The sequence below is a fragment of the Desulfopila inferna genome (assembly GCF_016919005.1).
In the GTDB taxonomy this organism is placed as follows: Bacteria; Desulfobacterota; Desulfobulbia; order Desulfobulbales; family Desulfocapsaceae; genus Desulfopila_A; species Desulfopila_A inferna.
In genome coordinates this window covers 82,128-99,596 of sequence record NZ_JAFFQE010000003.1, presented here as the reverse complement: position 1 = coordinate 99,596, position 17,469 = coordinate 82,128, and the positions used below count along the sequence as shown (strand labels likewise).

Sequence of the window (17,469 nt, the reverse complement as noted above, 5' to 3'; positions counted from 1 at the left end):
GGGCGGAAAATCAGATCCTGGGCAGGTTTGCCATGGATTTGAGAATCTGCTCTTCCGGGTAGTCATAATTCTGCAGTTCTCCGGAGAAGTATTTGTCGTATGAACCCATATCGATCAATCCATGCCCCGAAAAGTTAAAGAGAATAGTCTTTTCTTCCTTGAGGTCGCGCGTTGCTTCGATTATTGCGCCGCGAATGGCATGACAGGTTTCGGGGGCGGGGATTATTCCTTCCGTTTTGGCAAACAATACGCCGGCCTCGAAACACTCCAATTGGTGAACCTTGATGGGCTCGATCATTTTCTCCCTCACAAGAGCGGAAACAATCGGCGCCATCCCATGATAACGCAGTCCACCGGCATGAATTCCCGGGGGAATGAAGTCGTGTCCCAGGGTATACATGTAGAGGAGCGGAGTGGTTCCGGCAACATCACCAAAATCGTAGGCCAGTTTTCCCATGGTAAGCGAAGGACAGGAGGCAGGTTCGACCCCGACAAAACGGATTTTTTTGCCCTCAAGATAATCGGGAACAAAGGGCACCATCAGTCCGGCGAAGTTTGAACCGCCGCCGCAGCAGCCGATAATCACATCTGGATAATCTCCTGCTATTTCCAGTTGTTTCTTGGTCTCCAGGCCTATGATCGACTGATGGAGAACAACATGGTTCAACACCGAGCCGAGGGCATATTTGGTGTCATCACGAGTGGCGGCATCTTCCAGTGCCTCTGAAATGGCTATTCCCAGAGAGCCCGGGGTGTCTGGATATTCCTTGAGTATTCTTCTACCTGTGTTGGTCTGCTCGCTGGGGCTGGGGACAATTTCCGCTCCATAGGTGTGCATCATTGATTTTCGATAGGGTTTCTGGTCGAATGAAACCCGGACCATATAGACCTTGCAGTCCAGTCCGAATTTGCTGGTTGCAAAGGATAGGGCGCAACCCCACTGGCCGGCGCCGGTTTCGGTGGTGAGGCGCTTCACCCCTTCTTTCATGTTGTAATATGCCTGAGCGACAGCACTGTTGGGTTTATGCGATCCCACCGGAGAGACGCTTTCGTTTTTAAAATAGATTTTTGATCTCGTTCCCAGGGCCTGTTCCAGATTATAGGCCCTTACCAGTGGAGCCGGGCGCCAGATCTTGAGTATGTCCGATACTTCCTCGGGAATATCGATAAATCTGGCTGTAGACATTTCCTGCTCCAGAAGTCCCATGGGAAAAATGGCTGAGAGTTTTTCGGGACCCATGGGCTCCTTGGTTTCCGGATCAAGGGGAGGCTGCAGTCCATTGGGAATGTCAGGCACCACGTTATACCACTGCGTGGGCATCTCATCATCACGAAGTACTATCTTTTTATTCATCGGGAATCCTCTTTAAGAGCAGTTAATATTTTGTAACTATTCAGTAAACAGTTAAAAACCAGCAGTTTTACAGTATTTTTTGCTTTATTGGCTCCAATCGAACTGAAATATCTTTCTACCATGATGGTGTCTGTCGGGCAACATTTTGATAAATAAATGAATCTGATTACCCTTAAAACTCAGCATTTTCCGGCCCAGGCCGGGACTGCTCTTTTCATCGGGACGCCATAAACCCGTCCATGGGGGCTTCGCTGCAGCCGTCCGGGCTGCAGAGACCCGTGAAAAGAGTAGTCCCGACCTTGAGCTGAGGATTAAGGGGAATCAGGTAAATGAAAAAAACAGGGACGAAGTAGTGGTTATTTCCGTATCAGATCACCACTGGTGACAAGGTAATGTTACCGCCGTTTATTCATTCAAATCCGACCAGGATGCTTTGACAATCCTGATTTCAATAAGTTCCTCCTGCCGCCAGGAAAGAATGTGTGCAAGAGCCTCCTGGACCTTGATGCCCGGAGTTCCAGCAGTGGATTTTATCCGGAACCGCAGGGTCTTTTCATTGACCGTGGCTATATCTTCTACAAGCGGACGAATGTCTATCTCCTTTTCCAGACCTTTTCTTTTACGCTTTATAAGGAAATGTTCTGAATCCAGGAAGGTATCCTTCGCCATAATTTCATCATGGGTTAATTCCCGGGGCAGGGTCACAGTGTAGGAGGTAACGACGCTCTGTGGTATCTTGCCGGAATGAAGTCTGATATCATGCACCTGAAGGCCTTCCGGAAGGCACGAATTCAGTTGAGCAGCAGTGTCGGCAGTATTCTTCAGGGGTTTTGGCAAATCCATGATGAAAAACTCCGCCTCGCTTTGCATCCCCACGGGAAGCGCTCCGCCAAAGGAAATTTTCGGTGAGGGGTTGAATCCTTTGGAGAAATTGGTGCGGATCCGGGCACGGCGTAATGTCCTGAAAAGTAACTGAAGGATCTCCAGATGTCCGAGATAACTTATATTACCTCTGCGGGAATAGCTCACCATATATTTAAAATGGGCATCGGCTTCCTGCGGGATTTGAACTTTTTCGGGTTGTCGTGATGGCTTTTCGGGCTGCTGTCTTCGTTTGTGAACAATGGGTTTGATTTCATCAAAATCACATAAGCCGCAATTCCGGCAGCCATGGTAGCGGCAATCCGGGGTATAGTCTCCGCTGTGGGCCTTTTCCAGCTCATCTTTTAAAAACTGCGGATCAATGCCACTGGAGAGGTGATGCCAGGGGAGTATTTCATCATGGTTCCTGGCCCGCAGATAACCGGTTAAGTCTATATCGCACCCCTGAGCGGCCTGCTGCCAGATTACCAGATCGAAATGCTCCGTCCAGCCGTCCAGACGGGCACCCTTGGACCAGGCGGTCTCGATCAACTGCGCCAGTCGTCGGTCACCGCGGGAAAAGACACCTTCAAGGAAACTCATCTCGGGATTGTGCCATTTCAATTTGGAACCCTTTGAGGGCATAATCCTCTTCAGATGATAAATTCTTTCCCGACTCTCTTCCAGAGACAGCTGTCTTTCCCATTGAAAGGGAGTATGGGGTTTGGGGACAAATGTGCCGACGCTGGTGGTCACCTGCATTCGCCGGTTTCCGGCGGAGCTGGTCGCCTCTTTGGTTTTTCGGGCAAGGGCGGCAATGGCCTCGACATCCTCGAGCGTTTCAGTAGGCAGGCCGATCATAAAATACAGCTTTATGCCTTTCCAGCCCATACTGCAGGCATCTTTGCAGGTTTTCAGAAGGTCATCCTCGGTGATGCCTTTATTTATTACTTGCCGCAATCGTTCGCTGCCCGCCTCGGGGGCAACGGTAAAACCTGTTTTTCTCACCCTCTTTATCTGATCCATGACAGGCTGGGAAAGGGTGCCCACCCGCATGGAGGGCATGGATACGGAGACATAGCGTTCAGCAAATTTATCCATCAGTTCCGGAAGCAGGTCGTCGATGCAGGAATAGTCGCCGGTTGAAAGAGAGAGGAGGGCGAGTTCTTCGAAACCGGAACGCTCTATTCCTTTTTCAGCGAGCTTCATAATCTGCTCAACCGTTCTTTCCCTGACTGGTCTGTAGATCATTCCTGCCTGACAGAACCGGCAGCCCCTGGTGCAGCCTCGAGCGATTTCCACACCGAGCCGATCGTGAACAATTTTCGCATTGGGAACCAGAGGGTTGCACAGGTGGGAGACATCATCGAGATCGGCGACGATTCTTCTTTCCACGCTGCCGGCATGAGCTGCTGCTTCGCCTATTTTGGTAATCAGGTGGTCTTTGTCATATTCCGGTTGGAAATGAGCTGGAATATATACTCCCTTAATTTCAGCTAGTTTGCCGAGCAGGGCGCTTCGCTTTATATTTGTTTTCTTCCCATCCCTGATCACCCCCGCAATTTCGATGATGGCCTCTTCTCCATCTCCCAGCAGAATCGCATCGAAAAAATCCGCAACAGGTTCAGGATTCATCGAACAGGAACCGCCTCCGAGGATAAGTGGATGGGATTCATCGCGATCCCGGCTGTAAAAAGGGATGGCGCTGAGCTTGAGGATGGTGAGAATATTGGTGTAGCAAAGCTCGTAAGGGAGAGTGATGCCGAGGACGTCAAAGGAGGAAAGCGGTGTCGCCGACTCCAGAGAAAGGAGAGACAATCCCTTCTCCTCCATCACCTTTTCGGCATCCAGGTCCGGGCAGAAGCATCGCTCTGCCACCACCTTTTCCTCACGATTGAGGAGATGGTAGAGTATCTGCAAACCAAAGTGGGACATTCCTATTTCATAGAGATCGGGAAAGATCAGGGCAAAGTGGACATCCGCCTGCCGCCATTGCTTTTTTATGGAGTTGAACTCTTCTCCCAGGTAGCGCCCGGGCTTGGAAACATAGGGTAAAATAGATTGGCTCATTATATCCGGTAGATCATTTATGGAAAGGGTATCTTTTAACCCGGTGATGCTGGAATTAATCTCTATACTAGATGAACTGTTCTTGAAGAAAGAACAGCCGCTTTGATTTAACGGAAATCAGTTGACTTTTCAAGCAGGGATACAGTATTCAATTACCTATCAGATCTAAATTTAAGGACATGTATTTAAAAAATCACAGAAAAAGAGAAGTTATAATGAAAAATATATTATCATTTTTTTTCATGATACTGGTCCTGCTTTGGACAATATCGGCGATTTCAGCAGAAAAAAATGGTGAGGCAATGATTGAATCCATTCACTTTCTGGAAGAAAATGATATTGAGACTATACAGGTGAAATTGAGCAGCAGGATTGTCCCCCGGGTTTTTGAGCTTAATGGAGACAATCCTCGCGTAGTCTGTGACTTTTTAAATACTGGATATCCCGCAGGTAATAGACGGGTTATTGCCGCAGGGGGTGATTTGATAAAAAGAGTTCGTGTCGGACTCCATCATACGCCGGTGGTCAAAACCCGGATCGTCATCGATCTTAAAGAAAGCAGTGTGTTCAGTGTCGTTCGAGATTTCAGAGAAGAGGAGAACAAGCTGATCATCAGGATCTTAAAGAAAGCCAAGCAGCCTGAAGAACCGCAGGCTCCCGCTGAACCAGTCACTGCAGCGCCGGTGGAGAAAGATGAAAAAAATGAGATTTCCACTTCTTCACCGCCGCCTGCCCCTGTTGACAGCGATAAGCAGGCTTCCACCGAAAGCGTACAACAATCAGAAGATGAGCCGGAGGGCTCTTTTGAAAAAGGAATTGATGCTTTTGAGGATAACGCCGAGGCTGATGGCTCAGCGGAGGAAGAAGATACCGCAACGGAGGAAGGCAGCGATAAGCAGACTTCCACCGAAAGCCTACAACAAATAGAAGATGAGCCGGAGGGCTCTTTTGAAAAAGGAACTGATGCTTTTAAAGATAACGCCGAGGCAGATGGCACAGCGGAGGAAGAAGACACCTCAACGGTGGAAGCTGAAAGTAAGCGTTTTGCCGCTCTTCACGATGTCACTTTCGAACGCAGCACAAATGACCAGGAAATGGTGCTCTTCAAATTAAACGGTTTTTATCCGCCTATCGTTTTTTCAACCGAAGAGAATAATCTTCTCGTTGTCTGTGATTTTCTCGACGCCGTTCTTGCTATCGGAATCGATCCCGTTATCGAAACAAAAGGGGAATATATAAGAAAGGTCAAAATCTCAACTCATCGGGATCCGGATAAGGTCCGGGTTGTTCTTGAACTCGCGGACAGTTACAACTATGACCTGAAGCAGGTCTTTTTCAAGGAAGACAATCTTTTCGTGATTATTATCAGTAATCTTGGTGAGAAATAGGAAGTGCAACAGACATGGTCAGGGACAATGATCTCGTACAAAATTGAAGTTGCCGAAATGGCTCAGATCCGTTTCAGTCCGCAAAGACCTGGATCGAGCTTTCTCGAAGTCGGAGTTTATGCCCGTACGGTGCTGCTCGGGAGTCCATCAGGGATAATATTGTCGTAGATATCCAGGCGGAAGCTTGAGGGAGAAAGTCTCCTCGGAAAACATCTTGTCGACCAGGATATCCTTGAGTTCAATCTGTATGTTTGTACCAAAGGATGTTCCCACCACTTCAATGGATGTCGGCAGGGGGCAACCGTTTTCCTGGATCCATTCATTATAGATTACCCGTGCTGCCTCGCGGTTTTTTTTGTCGTAGACAACTCTTTCCAGGAGCAGCCTGTCCAGGGGATCAAAGAGAAGGTATTCCTTGGAAAAAATTGAATCATCAGGTTTCTCCACAGTAAGCCAGATCCCTCGTGCCGCAGCATCACGACGGAGTTCCGTAAGCTGCTCTTCCTCAAAGAATATTTTTCCCGTCAGCCATTTGCCCCACTCGGAATGAAAAACATTTTTGGGAATGGAATGTCTGTCAACAAAGCTTGAAACCCTGCCATGTTTAAATACTCCCTCGACGGCGTTAATGGTCTGAAATTTTTTACCGTCGGTGGTCAGGGCAAAGAGTGGCTGTCCCAGAGGATTGATAGCCACTAATTTGAAGGAGGACGGCAGGAAGATCTGCAGATAGCCGTTTAACCCTCCATCGTAGATTTTGGAGTCCCACGTGGCGGAGATTTCCGCATCGATGCAGCAGGTGCAATTCTGCTCCTGTCTCTGCAGTTCCGCAAGAAGCAGTTCACGGCTTGCTTTTTCTTCTTTTTCACCAAGGGGATCCTGCCACTGTTTCGGAGCACAGCCGCTGATAACGAGAAGGAGGAAAATCATCGAGAGGGTGAGGTGGTTATGAGTGATCATCGAGTGTATTGATTTTATTTTGAATGGTTGTGCTTTTTTGATCATCTGTCAGATATTCCAGGGATTTCCTGTAATAATGCAATGCCTTCTCTTTGTCGTTCAGTGCTCTGTAGGTGTCGCCCAGATGCTCATATATATAGGGATCTTCCGGTTCAAGTTCAGCAGCCTTGAGCAACTCCGTTTCGGCCTTGTCAAAAGCTCCAAGGCGATAGTATACCCAGCCCATGCTGTCGAGTATATAGCCGCTGTCCGGCTTAAGCTCAAGGGCTCTGCCGATATACTCATAGGCTTTCTGCAGGTTAATATTGTCATCGGCCCAGCTGTAACCGATAAAGTTCAGGGCATCGGCATGATTGTGATTGAGGACAAGTATCTTTTCCATCAACTGCATGGCCAATTCATGATTACCGGTTTTCTCCTGCAGGATACCATATTCATACAGAAGCGATTCATCATTTTCATAAACAACTATTCCCTCAGCCAGCGTTTCAAGCGCCTTTTCCATATTATCATGCTGCTGGTAGATCGAGGCAAGCCATGAATAAAAGGAGGGCAGCCTGGTTTGCTCATCTTCCAGAGCATTCTGAAGGAGTTTGATCGACTGCTCTGACTTATCCGATTCTTCCAGGATTCTCACCTGGAGCATTATGCTGTCGCGGTATTCGGGTGCGCCTGGTTCAACCCTCTGTAAAACCTTGATCGCTTCTTCAAAGTCCGATTCATCATAGAGTATGACGCCAAGAAGGTAATTCGCCTGGGACAGCGCCTTCTCCTTCACCAGAAAAGTAAGAATTTTCTTGGCCGCTTCATTTTCACCAAGATTGATGAGAATCTGGCTTCTGACAAGGTCTATTTTATCCGGGTTGTTGCTGAATTGTCGTAATCTGGTGAGTTCTTCAAGCGCCGCTTCAGCTTCTTCGAGAAAAAGATAGGTCTGCACCATTCCAAGCGCAGCGCCTTCATCCCTTTCGTCTTTTTTCAGAACATCTTCGTACACCTGCCGGGCCTTGTCGAATTGTTTGCGAAGATTATAAAAGTCGGCGATTTCGTAGGAAAGCTCTTTTGACCAGTTCAGCTGCAGAGCCTCAAGGTACCGCTGCTCCGCTTTATCGAGTTCGTTGTTTTCAGTATAGAGTCGCGCCAGATAGAGAAGGGCGAAATATGAATTCCTGTCTTTTTCCAGAATGGCCTTAAAGATATTTTCAGCTACTTCGAATTCACCTTTTTTACCGTGTAAGAGTCCGAGGCGGAGTTGGATATTGGCATTGTCCGGCTCGACCTCGAGCGCCTCTCGATAAATCTGTATGGCTTCATCTTCTTTTCCTTCAAGAATCCTGAGACGAGCCAGTATAAACCTTTGCACCGTTTTATCAGGTCTGCCGGCAATATATTTTTCAAGCCAGGCGGCTGCTTCCTCAAGTCGGCCCAGCTGGATCAGCAGTACCGGAATCTTTTCGGCAATATAGTCCGCATCGGGATCGCAGATCGAGGCTTTTTCATAGGCCTCCAACGCTTCATCATACCTCTCATCGTATTCGGCATTGCTCCCCCAGAGGAAGTAGAAGTAGGAACAGGAGGAGTCCGTGCTTTCCTGCCATGGAATTTCAGGAGCAACGGGCTCCTGCTGTTTGCCGTTGGCGCATCCGCTGGAAAGCAGAGCAATGACTAAAAGCGATATACAAAGAATGAAGCGGGACATGTTCATATATTTATTCTGGCCTGTTCAAGATAGTGTATACCGCAGCCGTGACGGCATGATGAACATCCTCTATGGTTTGATCGGCATCAATATAACAAATATAAGGATAACTGAGTGAATTAAAAATTCTTTCAACCTTTTTAAGAGAATCTTCCTGTTCAAAATCGTTGAGCCGGTCTCCTCGGTTGCTGGTAATTCTCTCAATGGATTGTCTCGGGTTCAGTTGAAAAATGAGAGCCAGATCGGGCTCAGGAGCAAAATTGTTTTTTCTGGCAATTTCATCTATATTCATGCCGGCTGCACCCTGATAGGCCATGGTGGAGAGATAATAGCGGTCGCAGAGGATGATTTTACCCTCTGCAAGGGAGGGTCGTATCAGGTGTTCCACATGATCACGGCGATCGCACAGAAAAAGATCAAGCTCTTCCTCCCTGGTTACCTCATCCCGGTTGAGATAGAGTTTGCGGATCCGCTGGCCGAATTCACCTTCCGTCGGCTCTTTTGTGGTAACAACATCGTACCCGCTCGCTCTCAGGTGTACTGCCAGCAGCTCTAACTGCGTGGATTTACCGGTGCCGTCGATTCCTTCAAAAACGATGAGGCTGCCGCGCTTCATCTCGCTGTTCTCATTCTGGTCCATTGTCTGTCATTTCCAAGTCTACATCATGATGATAAGGTATAATTGCACATTTTCTTTCTGTTTTCCACGATTTCTGCAGCCATTTTCACTGCCGCGGCAAGGCTGTCGGCCTTTGCCACCCCTTTGCCGGCAATATCATAGGCGGTGCCGTGATCCACGGAAGTGCGCACCAGAGCCAGACCTATGGTCACATTGACGCCGTCGTCGAAATGCAGGAGCTTAAAGGGAATGAGTCCCTGGTCATGATACATGCAGACGACTGCGTCAAACTCTTTTGCCGCGGCCTTGACGAAGACCGTGTCGGGAGGGTAGGGACCATCGACATTCATGTTTGCCGCCCTGGCCTGTTCGATGGCAGGCAAAATAATTTCCGATTCCTCAACGCCGAACATGCCCTCTTCGCCGGCGTGAGGGTTGAGACCGGCTACCGCAATTTTAGGTTTGGGGATCGCAAAGTCGGTAATCAGGGATGTGTGCGTGATGCGGATGCGCTGCAGAATTGTCTCAATGCTCAATCGTGCGGCTATTTGCTGTACACTGCAGTGAATTGTAACCAGAGTAACCCGCAATGAGGTGCCGGCCATCATCATGGTAAAATGGTGCTCTCCGGTGAGATCTGCCAGCATCTCGGTGTGGCCAGGGTAGGAGTAGCCGGCGCGTTGCAGGGCTATTTTGGAAATAGGGCAGGTGGTTATTCCGTCAATGGCTCCCTGCCTGGCCAACTCAACGGCTGTCTCTATATATCCGGCCATGGCCAGTCCGGTCTCTTTGCTGGGCCGGCCCCAGTTGAGCATGTCCGGTGAAAGGCTGGTAACGCTGTAAACGGGAATGCCGCTATCAGGTAATGCTTCGCCGGGCTGCCACGGAACACACTCGATGGGTATGCCGAAATGAGAGGCATTATAGCGCAGAACCTCAAGGTCACCGATCACGACGGTTCTATTATTGCGGGGATTACCGGTGGCCTGGAAGTATCGAAGAATAATTTCGGGCCCGATTCCGACGGGGCAGCCCATCGTTATACCAATCAGTGACATGTGATTTCTCCCATTTGCTGAGAATCATAGAAATCAGCGCAAAGTTCCCGGTTAATCGGATAAAAAAAAGATCGATATGCAACGCTGATGGCGTCGTAAAAATTTTTCATCCGAAGTCTTCGCTTATCTGTGTCGTTGCTGCAAAATTTCTATCCTTACGACGTACCCTAGTACGCCGAAATAATAGAAATTTTGCGCGCCTAGCATATGAAGTTTTTTACTTAGCCATCCGAAAATCTAGGTTTTTATGAGTTTATCAACGCTGATGGACTCGTAAAAAGCCCGATCTACGTCGTTGTAGATCTGAAACGGCGATTTGCCATACCACATGTACTGCCAAATCGCTGTTTCAGATACTACGCCTAGTATATCAAGCTTTTTCCAGAGTCCATCCCGGAACTTCGATGACTTTTTACGAGATTATCAACGCTGATAAGACGCTACAAAGTCATTGAGGCTGCAGAGCTGAAGATCGATTTCTTGACGATGCCATCTCAAAAACCGAAGTTGAGCTCAAAAGCGTTTTCAATATGCTCTATCCGCGGGGTTGTACCACCACCGAGATAAACGGCGATGACGTCAAAACGGGCATCTTTGTCAAAAAGATTCTTACTGCCGAGATACAGCTGGGCAGCCATGCTGATATGTCTCTGTTTATTTACTGTAACAGCCGCAAGCGGTGTTTCGAGAAAATTGGTTTTTCGGGTTTTAACCTCGATGAAAACCAAGGTGTTGCGGTGATCGGCAATAATATCGATCTCGGCGTATCTGGTGCGATAATTTGTCTGGATTATGGTATATCCCTTTTTACGCAGAAAATGCGCAGCCGATTTCTCACCGGCCTTACCGAGAGAGATACCGTTATATGACAAATTCCCGTACTCCTTTAAACGTCAAACGGTGTACGGGGCAGGGACCGTATCCGGCGATTGCCTGCCGGTGATGGAGGGTAGCGTATCCCTTGTTCTGTCTGAAATTGTAATGAGGATATTTTTCGTCAAGAGAGGTCATGATGCGATCCCGCTGTAATTTGGCGACAATGGAGGCAGCTGCTATCGAGCCACTCTTGCTTTCACCTTTTATCAAGGCAAGCTGAGGGACGCTCAGCGGTAATTCAAATCTTCCATCTACCAGAATAAAATCCGGCGTGGCTCCTACGGTGGAATGATGAAAAACAGCAAGTTTCATGGCAAGCAGGGATGCCTGCAGGATGTTGATGGTGTCAATTTGCCTGTGGGAAACTATGCCGATGCCGATAGTTGCACCATTTTCCTGAAGCAGACTGCCCAGCTTAAGGCGCTGCGCATGACTGGTTTCCTTGGAGTCAAGAAAAGGCGATGCATCACAGTACGGCGGCAGAGTAACACATGCAGCCACCACAGGTCCTGCCAGAGGACCACGTCCGACCTCGTCGGTGCCGGCAATACAGGTAAAGCCCTGAGTGCGCAAACTTCTTTCAAGCCGAAAATTGTCATCCTCGGACGGCAAGATATTGAGCAGCGAAGACCCTTTCACTTGGGAAATCCCTTCAGGAAACTCTACTGTTGCACCTGCGAGTCCCCTGAAGAGCAGATCTTCTTTAGCGGGTAGAGCGCTCGCGGATACGTGCGGCTTTGCCCCGTCTGGCGCGCAGATAAAAGAGTCTGGATCTGCGTACACGTCCTCGGGAGACAACCTCAATTTTTTCAATTCGAGGATTATGCAGGGCGAATGTTTTCTCGACGCCGACACCGTGGGAAATTTTCCTGACGGTATAGGAGGCATTCATTGTGCCGCGCTTGCGCTTGATTACGACTCCCTGAAAGATCTGCACACGTTCCTTGCTGCCCTCAATGATGCGGATGTACACCTTGATGGTATCTCCAGGACGGAAATCCGGATGGTCCTGGCGCATCTGCTCTAATTCAATTTTATCGATGATTGCACTCATAACGTCTTTTTTTTAGTTAAACTTTATTGGTTGTGGTTCCGTTTATTTGTCGTTCTCATCACTCAACAGTCTGTCGCAGATGATGGCAACAGCCGATCGGACGGGCAAATGATTATATCCCGTCCTGCCTGCGATCGCGGGCAGAGTGTAGTCCGCTTTCGCACTCACCTCGGGAGCAAGGCCATGGGCGGTTCCAAATACTAGCAATGTGGGCTCGCCGTTGTCAATGCGCTTGCGTGACTCAGTGTAGGAAATACATTTTTCCTGAGTACCTGCACTGGTGGTCACCAGCATCGGTTTGAGCTGCCGTTTGCGGGCGATGCCCTCAATGACTTCTTCAAGTGAATGTGCCAGCCTAACCAGACTGAAAGCCTCTTTTCTGGCAGGATTGTAGGTCGAGCCATGACCTTTCTGCCAGTGTTCGAGTATTTCCTTTACAAGTTCCTGCTGATCCGCATAAGGGGTGACAATATAATACTCATCCACCCCATAGGTCCTTGCTATCCGTGCTATATCGTGAAGGTCGAGATTGGTTACCGCCGATCCGATAATTTCACCTTTCTTGCCAAGAACCGGATGATGCACCAGGGCTATATCAACACCCCTTTCTTTTTGTTCCTGCATCAACTTATCCGACCTTTCCGTATTTCTTCTATTGGAGCATAGAGCTCATTTTTTTTCAGGAGTTTAATTTCACTTTTCGAAAAAGTCTCACGTGCAAGAAGCTCCGGCCGTTTTGCCAGTGTCTGCCGTATTGACGCAATAAAACGATACTCCTCGATGCGCTGATGATCTCCAGACAGCAAATCCTCCGGTACCGCTAAACCTTCAAATTCTCGAGGCCGCGTGTACTGCGGATGTTTCAGCAGGTTTCTGCTGAAGGTATCCTTTTCAGCGGATGCCGCACAGCCAAGTACCCCGGGAAGCAGTCGGGTGACCGCGTCAATGACTATCAGAGCGGCAAGTTCGCCTCCGGTGAGTATATAGTCTCCAATTGAGATTTCATCACTGACGTAGTGCTGCCGGAAACGTTCATCAACTCCTTCATATCTGCCGCAGATCATAATCAGCTGCGGCTCGGCCGCGAGTTCCCCTGCTACCTCCTGAGTGAATGCTCTGCCCTGAGGGCTGAGTAGAATCACCCGAGGTGTATCAATAACCTTTTCGATACTTTGCAATGCAGCGGCAAGAGGCTCCGCCTTCATCACCATGCCCTCGCCGCCGCCGAAGGGTCTATCGTCGGTCATGGCATGTTTGTCGAAGGCAAAATCGCGAATATTGGTAATATGTACTTCTATACTACCTTTGTCCCTGGCCCTTCTCAGAATGCTCTCCTCAAGCGGAGACTGAAAAAAATCGGGAAAAATCGTCAATATGTCAAAAATCATGCACTGCTGCCGCTATTGATTTCAAGAAGCCCGGGAGGCGGTGATATAACGACACCTTCTTCGGTTTGCTCCTTGATGATGGTGTCGAGTATCGGAATCAGATATTCATTATCATCATCCTCTACCACCATAATATCCTGTGCGCCATTCGAAAAGATTGACGTTATCACGCCAAGTCTTTCTCCGGCATCGGTAAATACCGGCAGATCATACAGTTGATACCAGTAAAACTCATCCTCTCCAGCCGCCGGAAGATCTTCTTTGAATACCAGAATTCCCTTGCCTTGAAGGGCTTCCGCCTCGTTTCTGTCGTTGACGGTGTCGAGCTTGACAACCACCGTCTTGCCCTGTACCCGTGCCTTTTCCACACGAAGAACAGGAGACAGCCGACCTGTTCGGTCCACCAGCACTATTTTGGGATACTGCAAAAGCGTTTGAGCATCTTCCGAAAAGGGGAATATTTTTACCTCACCATGCAGTCCGTGCGGTTTGGTGACCTTTCCTACAAGAAGATATTCATCTTCGGCAAAGCTAAACTCATCAGCCATGGAAACTCACCCACTACTCAAGAATATCAAGGCGTGTTTTCTTGTTTTCCTTATCAGCTGCAGCCGCGAGCAAAGTGCGCATGGCCCGAGCGGTTCTGCCCTGCTTGCCGATGACTTTACCAAGATCTTCTTGAGCGACGCTGAGTCCGATAGTGATGCTGTCTTCCTCTTCGCTCACGGTTGTCTTCACCTCATCGGGATTGTCAACAAGCGCTTTGGCTATGTATACCACTAAATCCTGCATACTCTACCTATTCGCCGACAACGGCTTGCTTCTTGATCAGGCTCTTTACCGTGGTTGTCGGCAATGCGCCTCTGCCGAGCCAATCTTGTAATTTGTCATTATCGATCTGCACCGCAGCAGGATTCTGCAGTGGATCATATGTTCCCAGGATGTCAAGGAACTTACCGTCACGTTTATTTTCACTGTCGGCGACGATAATACGATAGAAAGGTTTTTTCTTTCTGCCAAGTCTGGTTAATCGAATGCGAACTGCCATACCAGGTTAATCCTCCGGTTATAGTAAGTGGTAAATATCTGAGTTCTTCGTCATTAAATAATTTATCTTCTTATGCCCTTGGGCAACTTTCTGCGTTTTTTTCCCGATGCAAAACCCGGTTTGCCACGCATTTTCTTCATCATTTTCAACATCGCCGTGTAGCTTTTCAGCACCCTGTTGACATCGGTGACGCTTGTGCCCGAGCCGGCGGCTATTCGCTGTCGTCTGCTGGCGTTGATTATACGGTGATCACGACGTTCCTTGAGAGTCATGGAACGAATAATGGCCTCGGTTTTACCAAGTTCCTTTTCGTCCGGTTTCGGTGCATCCTTGATCTGTTTCAGCTTGTTGATGCCCGGGATCATTCCCATGATCTGCTCAAGAGAGCCCATTTTCTTGATCTGCTGAATTTGATCGAGGAAATCTTCCAGGGAAAACTGGCTCTTCTGCAGCTTTTTGGCAAGCTTGTCGGCTTGTTCTTTATCGACAACTGCCTCGGCTTTCTCGATAAGCGTGAGCACGTCACCCATACCCAGGATACGCGAGGCAACCCGGTCGGGATGAAAAATTTCAATGGCGTCAAGTGCTTCGCCGGTGCCCACGAACTTTATTGGCTTGCCGGTGACGTTTTTAATGGAGAGGGCCGCACCGCCTCTGGCATCACCTTCCATTTTGGTGAGGATTACGCCGGTGATCTCCAGGTCGCGGTTGAATTTATCGGCAACCGTAACCGCATCCTGGCCGGTCATGGAGTCGGCAACGAACAGGACTTCAGAAGGCTCGACAGCCGCCTGAACTTCCTTCAATTCCGTCATCATCCTTTCATCGACATGCAGGCGGCCGGCGGTATCGATGATCAGAGTATCGTAGCCCTGATTCTTAGCTTCAATGACGGCCTGATTGCAGATAACCGTCGGTTTCAGATCAGTTGTAGAGGGGTGAACGGGAATGCCAAGCCTCTCGCCGAGCACCTGAAGCTGTTCAATGGCCGCCGGACGATAAACGTCAGCCGGGACCAGGTAGGGCTTGCGGCCTTTATCCCGCAGCAGTCCGGCTAGCTTGCCTGAGGTGGTTGTCTTGCCGGAGCCCTGCAGGCCCGCCATCATGATGATGACCGGCTGCCTGCCGTCCAGTCTGATTTGCTCGGTTGAGCCGCCCAGCAGCTCGACAAGCTCCTCATGCACTATTTTAATGACCTGCTGGCCCGGAGAAAGTTTCTGCGAAACCTCTCGGCCTATGGCCTTTTCAGTCACGGAGGCAACGAATTCTTTGGCAACTGTGAAGTTAACATCCGCTTCAAGGAGGGCCATGCGAACTTCACGCATTGCCTCGTCGATGTTTTCTTCCGAAAGTATGCCGTGGCCGCGGAGTTTCTTAAAAACTCCCTCCAGCCTGTCTGTCAGATTTTCAAACATAATGTATTTGTCTCTCTGTTCGTTGCTCTTCTCTTTTTAAATTGCCTGTAATTTTTAGTACCTTACAGATTGTTTTCTTGTGTTTTTGCAAAAAAATAATCTGTCTAAAGGTTCTTATCCAGCTCAGCTGGGTCAGTCTAGAGGCTCTTATCCGGAAAGATTCCAGCTCCGTTTAGACAAATAAATACCAATAGCCTTAGTGTTCCCGGGTAAAAAGGCAAAAACTGATTACACTCTATCTAATACGCCCAGCAAAGCTGAGTATTCCATAAAGTATAAGACAGTAAAATTAAAAACACCAAAAATACTTTGAATTGAATGGTATGTCAAGCGAGTAACGAAATCAATCTTCAATAGTGAAAAAATGATTCATTTTTGAGGAATTTTTCCGAAGAGGATACTCGGTAGAACGGGGTGGCCATGTCAATCAGACAAAGCGGATGCACAGTTTTTTATTTCTGCCCGTCTTGGAATCCCGCCCGCCATTTTCGCCTGAAGCGGATAATCCAGTCCGGTGGGGCAAATAAAACGGTGCCATCAGGTTCGGTAAGGAGTTGAACGGTATAACCGGTGGCGGCGATATTGTCATTGCTGTTGCGGATGATATACGAAAAATCAAGGCGCATCGCGTCGTTCCAGTGCAGCGATGTTTCGATGGTGGTTTGTTCATCAAAGCGCAGCGGGGATTTAAAATCAAAATGCATTTGGGCGATTGGGGCCATCACCCGATGTTGAACGAAGGTTGAGTAGGCTAGTCCGTAAGTATCTCCAAAGGCAATGCGACCATCTTCAAAATAACTGGGATAGCGGCCATGCCATACCATTCCGATGGAATCAACCTCCTCGAACCGAACACGTCTGCCGATGACAACGGTGAGCGGCTGAGGGGCATCCGCAAGAGTGTTAAAATATTTTTTCCTTGCCATTTTCGTTACTATTCAGATTCATTCTTGAGTGTTGAAAACAAAAAGACCTTCTGCAATTGACTCTTGAGCCGCATTTCGTAAGTGGAACTTACCCTTGTATCCACCCTCATTCGCATTAATAATAAGCTGAAAACTTACCTTCTGATCAGGCTGTATCATGGTTCTGAACTTCGTCCGGGAATATTTTTCCGCAACCAGGTGCTGCTGCAGGGCTTGTTCGGCAATACAGCGGACTGCTGCCAGCTGGACAATGGCCGGAAGAACAGGGTTTCCGGGAAAGTGTCCCGCAAAGCCGATAAATGAAGGGGGAAAGAGGCATTCCGCCGAAACCCTTCTTTTACCGCCTGCTTCCTCGTCTACCTGAAGAGTGCCGATGCACTCGGGGATGGATTCTTCGATCGAAAGTTTCATTCCGGATCACATGTGATAAAAAGATGCTCAAGCACCGGTCGCATTTCCGCTATCCTTTTTGATATACTCGGCAAGAGTCGCCAGAGACTGTAAAACGAGTCGGCTGGTATTTTCCGAATCCATTCGCACACCATATTTATGTTGAACAGCAACTGCAATTTCCAGGGCATCGAGAGAGTCGGTTCCGAGAGGAGAATCCGGGCCGATGAGTGGATCGGTATTTGCTATCTTGTCAACTTCGATATCGCTAAGGTTGCATGTGGTAATGATTAATTCCAATAATTCTCGTTCAAAAGGTTCCATAGTATCTCTATTTCAAGGTAGATAATCTCATAAAAAGTC

Annotated in this window: 19 protein-coding genes; 1 reads left to right on the top strand and 18 read right to left on the bottom strand. The window is 48.5% G+C overall.

Annotated elements, in window-relative coordinates:
* Positions 1-10 precede the first annotated feature (10 nt).
* Both JWG88_RS08715 and JWG88_RS08710 read right to left on the bottom strand, forming a co-directional pair.
* Positions 11-1,354, bottom strand: a complete 1,344-nt coding sequence (locus tag JWG88_RS08715) for a TrpB-like pyridoxal phosphate-dependent enzyme (RefSeq protein WP_205233347.1) — start codon at positions 1,352-1,354, stop codon at positions 11-13.
* 405 nt (positions 1,355-1,759) lie between these two features.
* Positions 1,760-4,285 carry a TIGR03960 family B12-binding radical SAM protein gene (locus JWG88_RS08710; RefSeq protein WP_205233346.1) on the bottom strand — a complete coding sequence of 842 codons (2,526 nt, stop codon included), beginning with the start codon at positions 4,283-4,285 and terminating at the stop codon, positions 1,760-1,762.
* A 215-nt stretch (positions 4,286-4,500) separates the two neighbouring features.
* On the opposite strand from JWG88_RS08710, the gene JWG88_RS08705 reads away from it, so the two are divergent.
* The gene (locus JWG88_RS08705) at positions 4,501-5,673 is read left to right on the top strand and encodes an AMIN domain-containing protein (RefSeq protein ID WP_205233345.1); all 1,173 of its coding nucleotides are present in this window, start codon (positions 4,501-4,503) and stop codon (positions 5,671-5,673) included.
* A gap of 147 nt (positions 5,674-5,820) precedes the next feature.
* On the opposite strand, the gene JWG88_RS08700 is transcribed toward JWG88_RS08705, so the two are convergent.
* The 16 genes from JWG88_RS08700 to JWG88_RS08625 all read right to left on the bottom strand — a co-directional run bounded on the left by JWG88_RS08700 (position 5,821) and on the right by JWG88_RS08625 (position 17,430).
* Positions 5,821-6,633, bottom strand: a complete 813-nt coding sequence (locus tag JWG88_RS08700) for a DUF4292 domain-containing protein (RefSeq protein WP_205233344.1) — start codon at positions 6,631-6,633, stop codon at positions 5,821-5,823.
* Positions 6,620-8,338, bottom strand: coding sequence for a tetratricopeptide repeat protein (locus JWG88_RS08695; RefSeq protein WP_205233343.1), 1,719 nt, complete (start codon positions 8,336-8,338; stop codon positions 6,620-6,622). The genes JWG88_RS08700 and JWG88_RS08695 overlap by 14 nt, the downstream gene beginning before the upstream one ends.
* Positions 8,339-8,342: 4 nt before the next feature.
* Positions 8,343-8,972: a dTMP kinase gene (tmk, locus tag JWG88_RS08690; RefSeq protein ID WP_240194358.1), complete on the bottom strand. Its 630-nt coding sequence runs from the start codon at positions 8,970-8,972 to the stop codon at positions 8,343-8,345.
* Between the two features lie 23 nt (positions 8,973-8,995).
* Positions 8,996-10,009 carry a 4-hydroxythreonine-4-phosphate dehydrogenase PdxA gene (pdxA, locus tag JWG88_RS08685; RefSeq protein ID WP_240194357.1) on the bottom strand — a complete coding sequence of 338 codons (1,014 nt, stop codon included), beginning with the start codon at positions 10,007-10,009 and terminating at the stop codon, positions 8,996-8,998.
* 494 nt (positions 10,010-10,503) lie between these two features.
* Positions 10,504-10,881, bottom strand: coding sequence for a YraN family protein (locus JWG88_RS08680; protein ID WP_205233342.1), 378 nt, complete (start codon positions 10,879-10,881; stop codon positions 10,504-10,506).
* A complete protein-coding gene (gene rnhB, locus JWG88_RS08675; protein ID WP_337833114.1) occupies positions 10,871-11,524 on the bottom strand; it encodes a ribonuclease HII in 654 nt (217 codons plus the stop codon). The genes JWG88_RS08680 and rnhB overlap by 11 nt, the downstream gene beginning before the upstream one ends.
* Positions 11,525-11,588: 64 nt before the next feature.
* The gene (gene rplS / locus JWG88_RS08670; RefSeq protein ID WP_205233341.1) at positions 11,589-11,939 is read right to left on the bottom strand and encodes a 50S ribosomal protein L19; all 351 of its coding nucleotides are present in this window, start codon (positions 11,937-11,939) and stop codon (positions 11,589-11,591) included.
* Between the two features lie 42 nt (positions 11,940-11,981).
* The gene (locus tag JWG88_RS08665) at positions 11,982-12,563 is read right to left on the bottom strand and encodes an RNA methyltransferase (protein WP_205233340.1); all 582 of its coding nucleotides are present in this window, start codon (positions 12,561-12,563) and stop codon (positions 11,982-11,984) included.
* On the bottom strand, positions 12,563-13,327 hold the full coding sequence (gene trmD, locus JWG88_RS08660) for a tRNA (guanosine(37)-N1)-methyltransferase TrmD (RefSeq protein WP_205233339.1): 765 nt from the start codon (positions 13,325-13,327) through the stop codon (positions 12,563-12,565). Before trmD ends, JWG88_RS08665 begins: the two co-directional genes overlap by 1 nt.
* Positions 13,324-13,875 carry a ribosome maturation factor RimM gene (gene rimM, locus JWG88_RS08655; RefSeq protein ID WP_205233338.1) on the bottom strand — a complete coding sequence of 184 codons (552 nt, stop codon included), beginning with the start codon at positions 13,873-13,875 and terminating at the stop codon, positions 13,324-13,326. Before rimM ends, trmD begins: the two co-directional genes overlap by 4 nt.
* A gap of 13 nt (positions 13,876-13,888) precedes the next feature.
* Positions 13,889-14,119: a KH domain-containing protein gene (locus JWG88_RS08650; RefSeq protein WP_205233337.1), complete on the bottom strand. Its 231-nt coding sequence runs from the start codon at positions 14,117-14,119 to the stop codon at positions 13,889-13,891.
* 7 nt (positions 14,120-14,126) lie between these two features.
* Positions 14,127-14,375 (bottom strand): 30S ribosomal protein S16, encoded by a 249-nt coding sequence (gene rpsP / locus JWG88_RS08645; protein ID WP_205233336.1) that lies wholly within the window; start codon positions 14,373-14,375, stop codon positions 14,127-14,129.
* Between the two features lie 62 nt (positions 14,376-14,437).
* Positions 14,438-15,790, bottom strand: a complete 1,353-nt coding sequence (ffh, locus tag JWG88_RS08640) for a signal recognition particle protein (protein ID WP_205233335.1) — start codon at positions 15,788-15,790, stop codon at positions 14,438-14,440.
* A gap of 452 nt (positions 15,791-16,242) precedes the next feature.
* Entirely contained in the window at positions 16,243-16,716 is a 474-nt protein-coding gene (locus tag JWG88_RS08635) for an acyl-CoA thioesterase (protein WP_205233334.1), read from the bottom strand.
* A gap of 18 nt (positions 16,717-16,734) precedes the next feature.
* Complete coding sequence (locus tag JWG88_RS08630) at positions 16,735-17,127, bottom strand: ApeI family dehydratase (protein ID WP_205233333.1); 393 nt, start codon at positions 17,125-17,127, stop codon at positions 16,735-16,737.
* 27 nt (positions 17,128-17,154) lie between these two features.
* Positions 17,155-17,430 carry a phosphopantetheine-binding protein gene (locus JWG88_RS08625; RefSeq protein WP_205233332.1) on the bottom strand — a complete coding sequence of 92 codons (276 nt, stop codon included), beginning with the start codon at positions 17,428-17,430 and terminating at the stop codon, positions 17,155-17,157.
* Positions 17,431-17,469 lie beyond the last annotated feature (39 nt).

Excerpts from the sequence above, each read along its gene's own strand:
- JWG88_RS08715 (WP_205233347.1), bottom strand. The coding sequence starts at position 1,354 with ATGAATAAAAAGATAGTACTTCGTGATGATGAGATGCCCACGCAGTGG.
- JWG88_RS08710 (WP_205233346.1), bottom strand. The coding sequence starts at position 4,285 with ATGAGCCAATCTATTTTACCCTATGTTTCCAAGCCCGGGCGCTACCTG.
- JWG88_RS08705 (WP_205233345.1), top strand. The coding sequence starts at position 4,501 with ATGAAAAATATATTATCATTTTTTTTCATGATACTGGTCCTGCTTTGG.
- JWG88_RS08700 (WP_205233344.1), bottom strand. The coding sequence starts at position 6,633 with ATGATCACTCATAACCACCTCACCCTCTCGATGATTTTCCTCCTTCTC.
- JWG88_RS08695 (WP_205233343.1), bottom strand. The coding sequence starts at position 8,338 with ATGAACATGTCCCGCTTCATTCTTTGTATATCGCTTTTAGTCATTGCT.
- tmk (WP_240194358.1), bottom strand. The coding sequence starts at position 8,972 with ATGGACCAGAATGAGAACAGCGAGATGAAGCGCGGCAGCCTCATCGTT.
- pdxA (WP_240194357.1), bottom strand. The coding sequence starts at position 10,009 with ATGTCACTGATTGGTATAACGATGGGCTGCCCCGTCGGAATCGGGCCC.
- rplS (WP_205233341.1), bottom strand. The coding sequence starts at position 11,939 with ATGAGTGCAATCATCGATAAAATTGAATTAGAGCAGATGCGCCAGGAC.
- JWG88_RS08665 (WP_205233340.1), bottom strand. The coding sequence starts at position 12,563 with ATGCAGGAACAAAAAGAAAGGGGTGTTGATATAGCCCTGGTGCATCAT.
- trmD (WP_205233339.1), bottom strand. The coding sequence starts at position 13,327 with ATGATTTTTGACATATTGACGATTTTTCCCGATTTTTTTCAGTCTCCG.
- rimM (WP_205233338.1), bottom strand. The coding sequence starts at position 13,875 with ATGGCTGATGAGTTTAGCTTTGCCGAAGATGAATATCTTCTTGTAGGA.
- JWG88_RS08650 (WP_205233337.1), bottom strand. The coding sequence starts at position 14,119 with ATGCAGGATTTAGTGGTATACATAGCCAAAGCGCTTGTTGACAATCCC.
- rpsP (WP_205233336.1), bottom strand. The coding sequence starts at position 14,375 with ATGGCAGTTCGCATTCGATTAACCAGACTTGGCAGAAAGAAAAAACCT.
- ffh (WP_205233335.1), bottom strand. The coding sequence starts at position 15,790 with ATGTTTGAAAATCTGACAGACAGGCTGGAGGGAGTTTTTAAGAAACTC.
- JWG88_RS08635 (WP_205233334.1), bottom strand. The coding sequence starts at position 16,716 with ATGGCAAGGAAAAAATATTTTAACACTCTTGCGGATGCCCCTCAGCCG.
- JWG88_RS08630 (WP_205233333.1), bottom strand. The coding sequence starts at position 17,127 with ATGAAACTTTCGATCGAAGAATCCATCCCCGAGTGCATCGGCACTCTT.
- JWG88_RS08625 (WP_205233332.1), bottom strand. The coding sequence starts at position 17,430 with ATGGAACCTTTTGAACGAGAATTATTGGAATTAATCATTACCACATGC.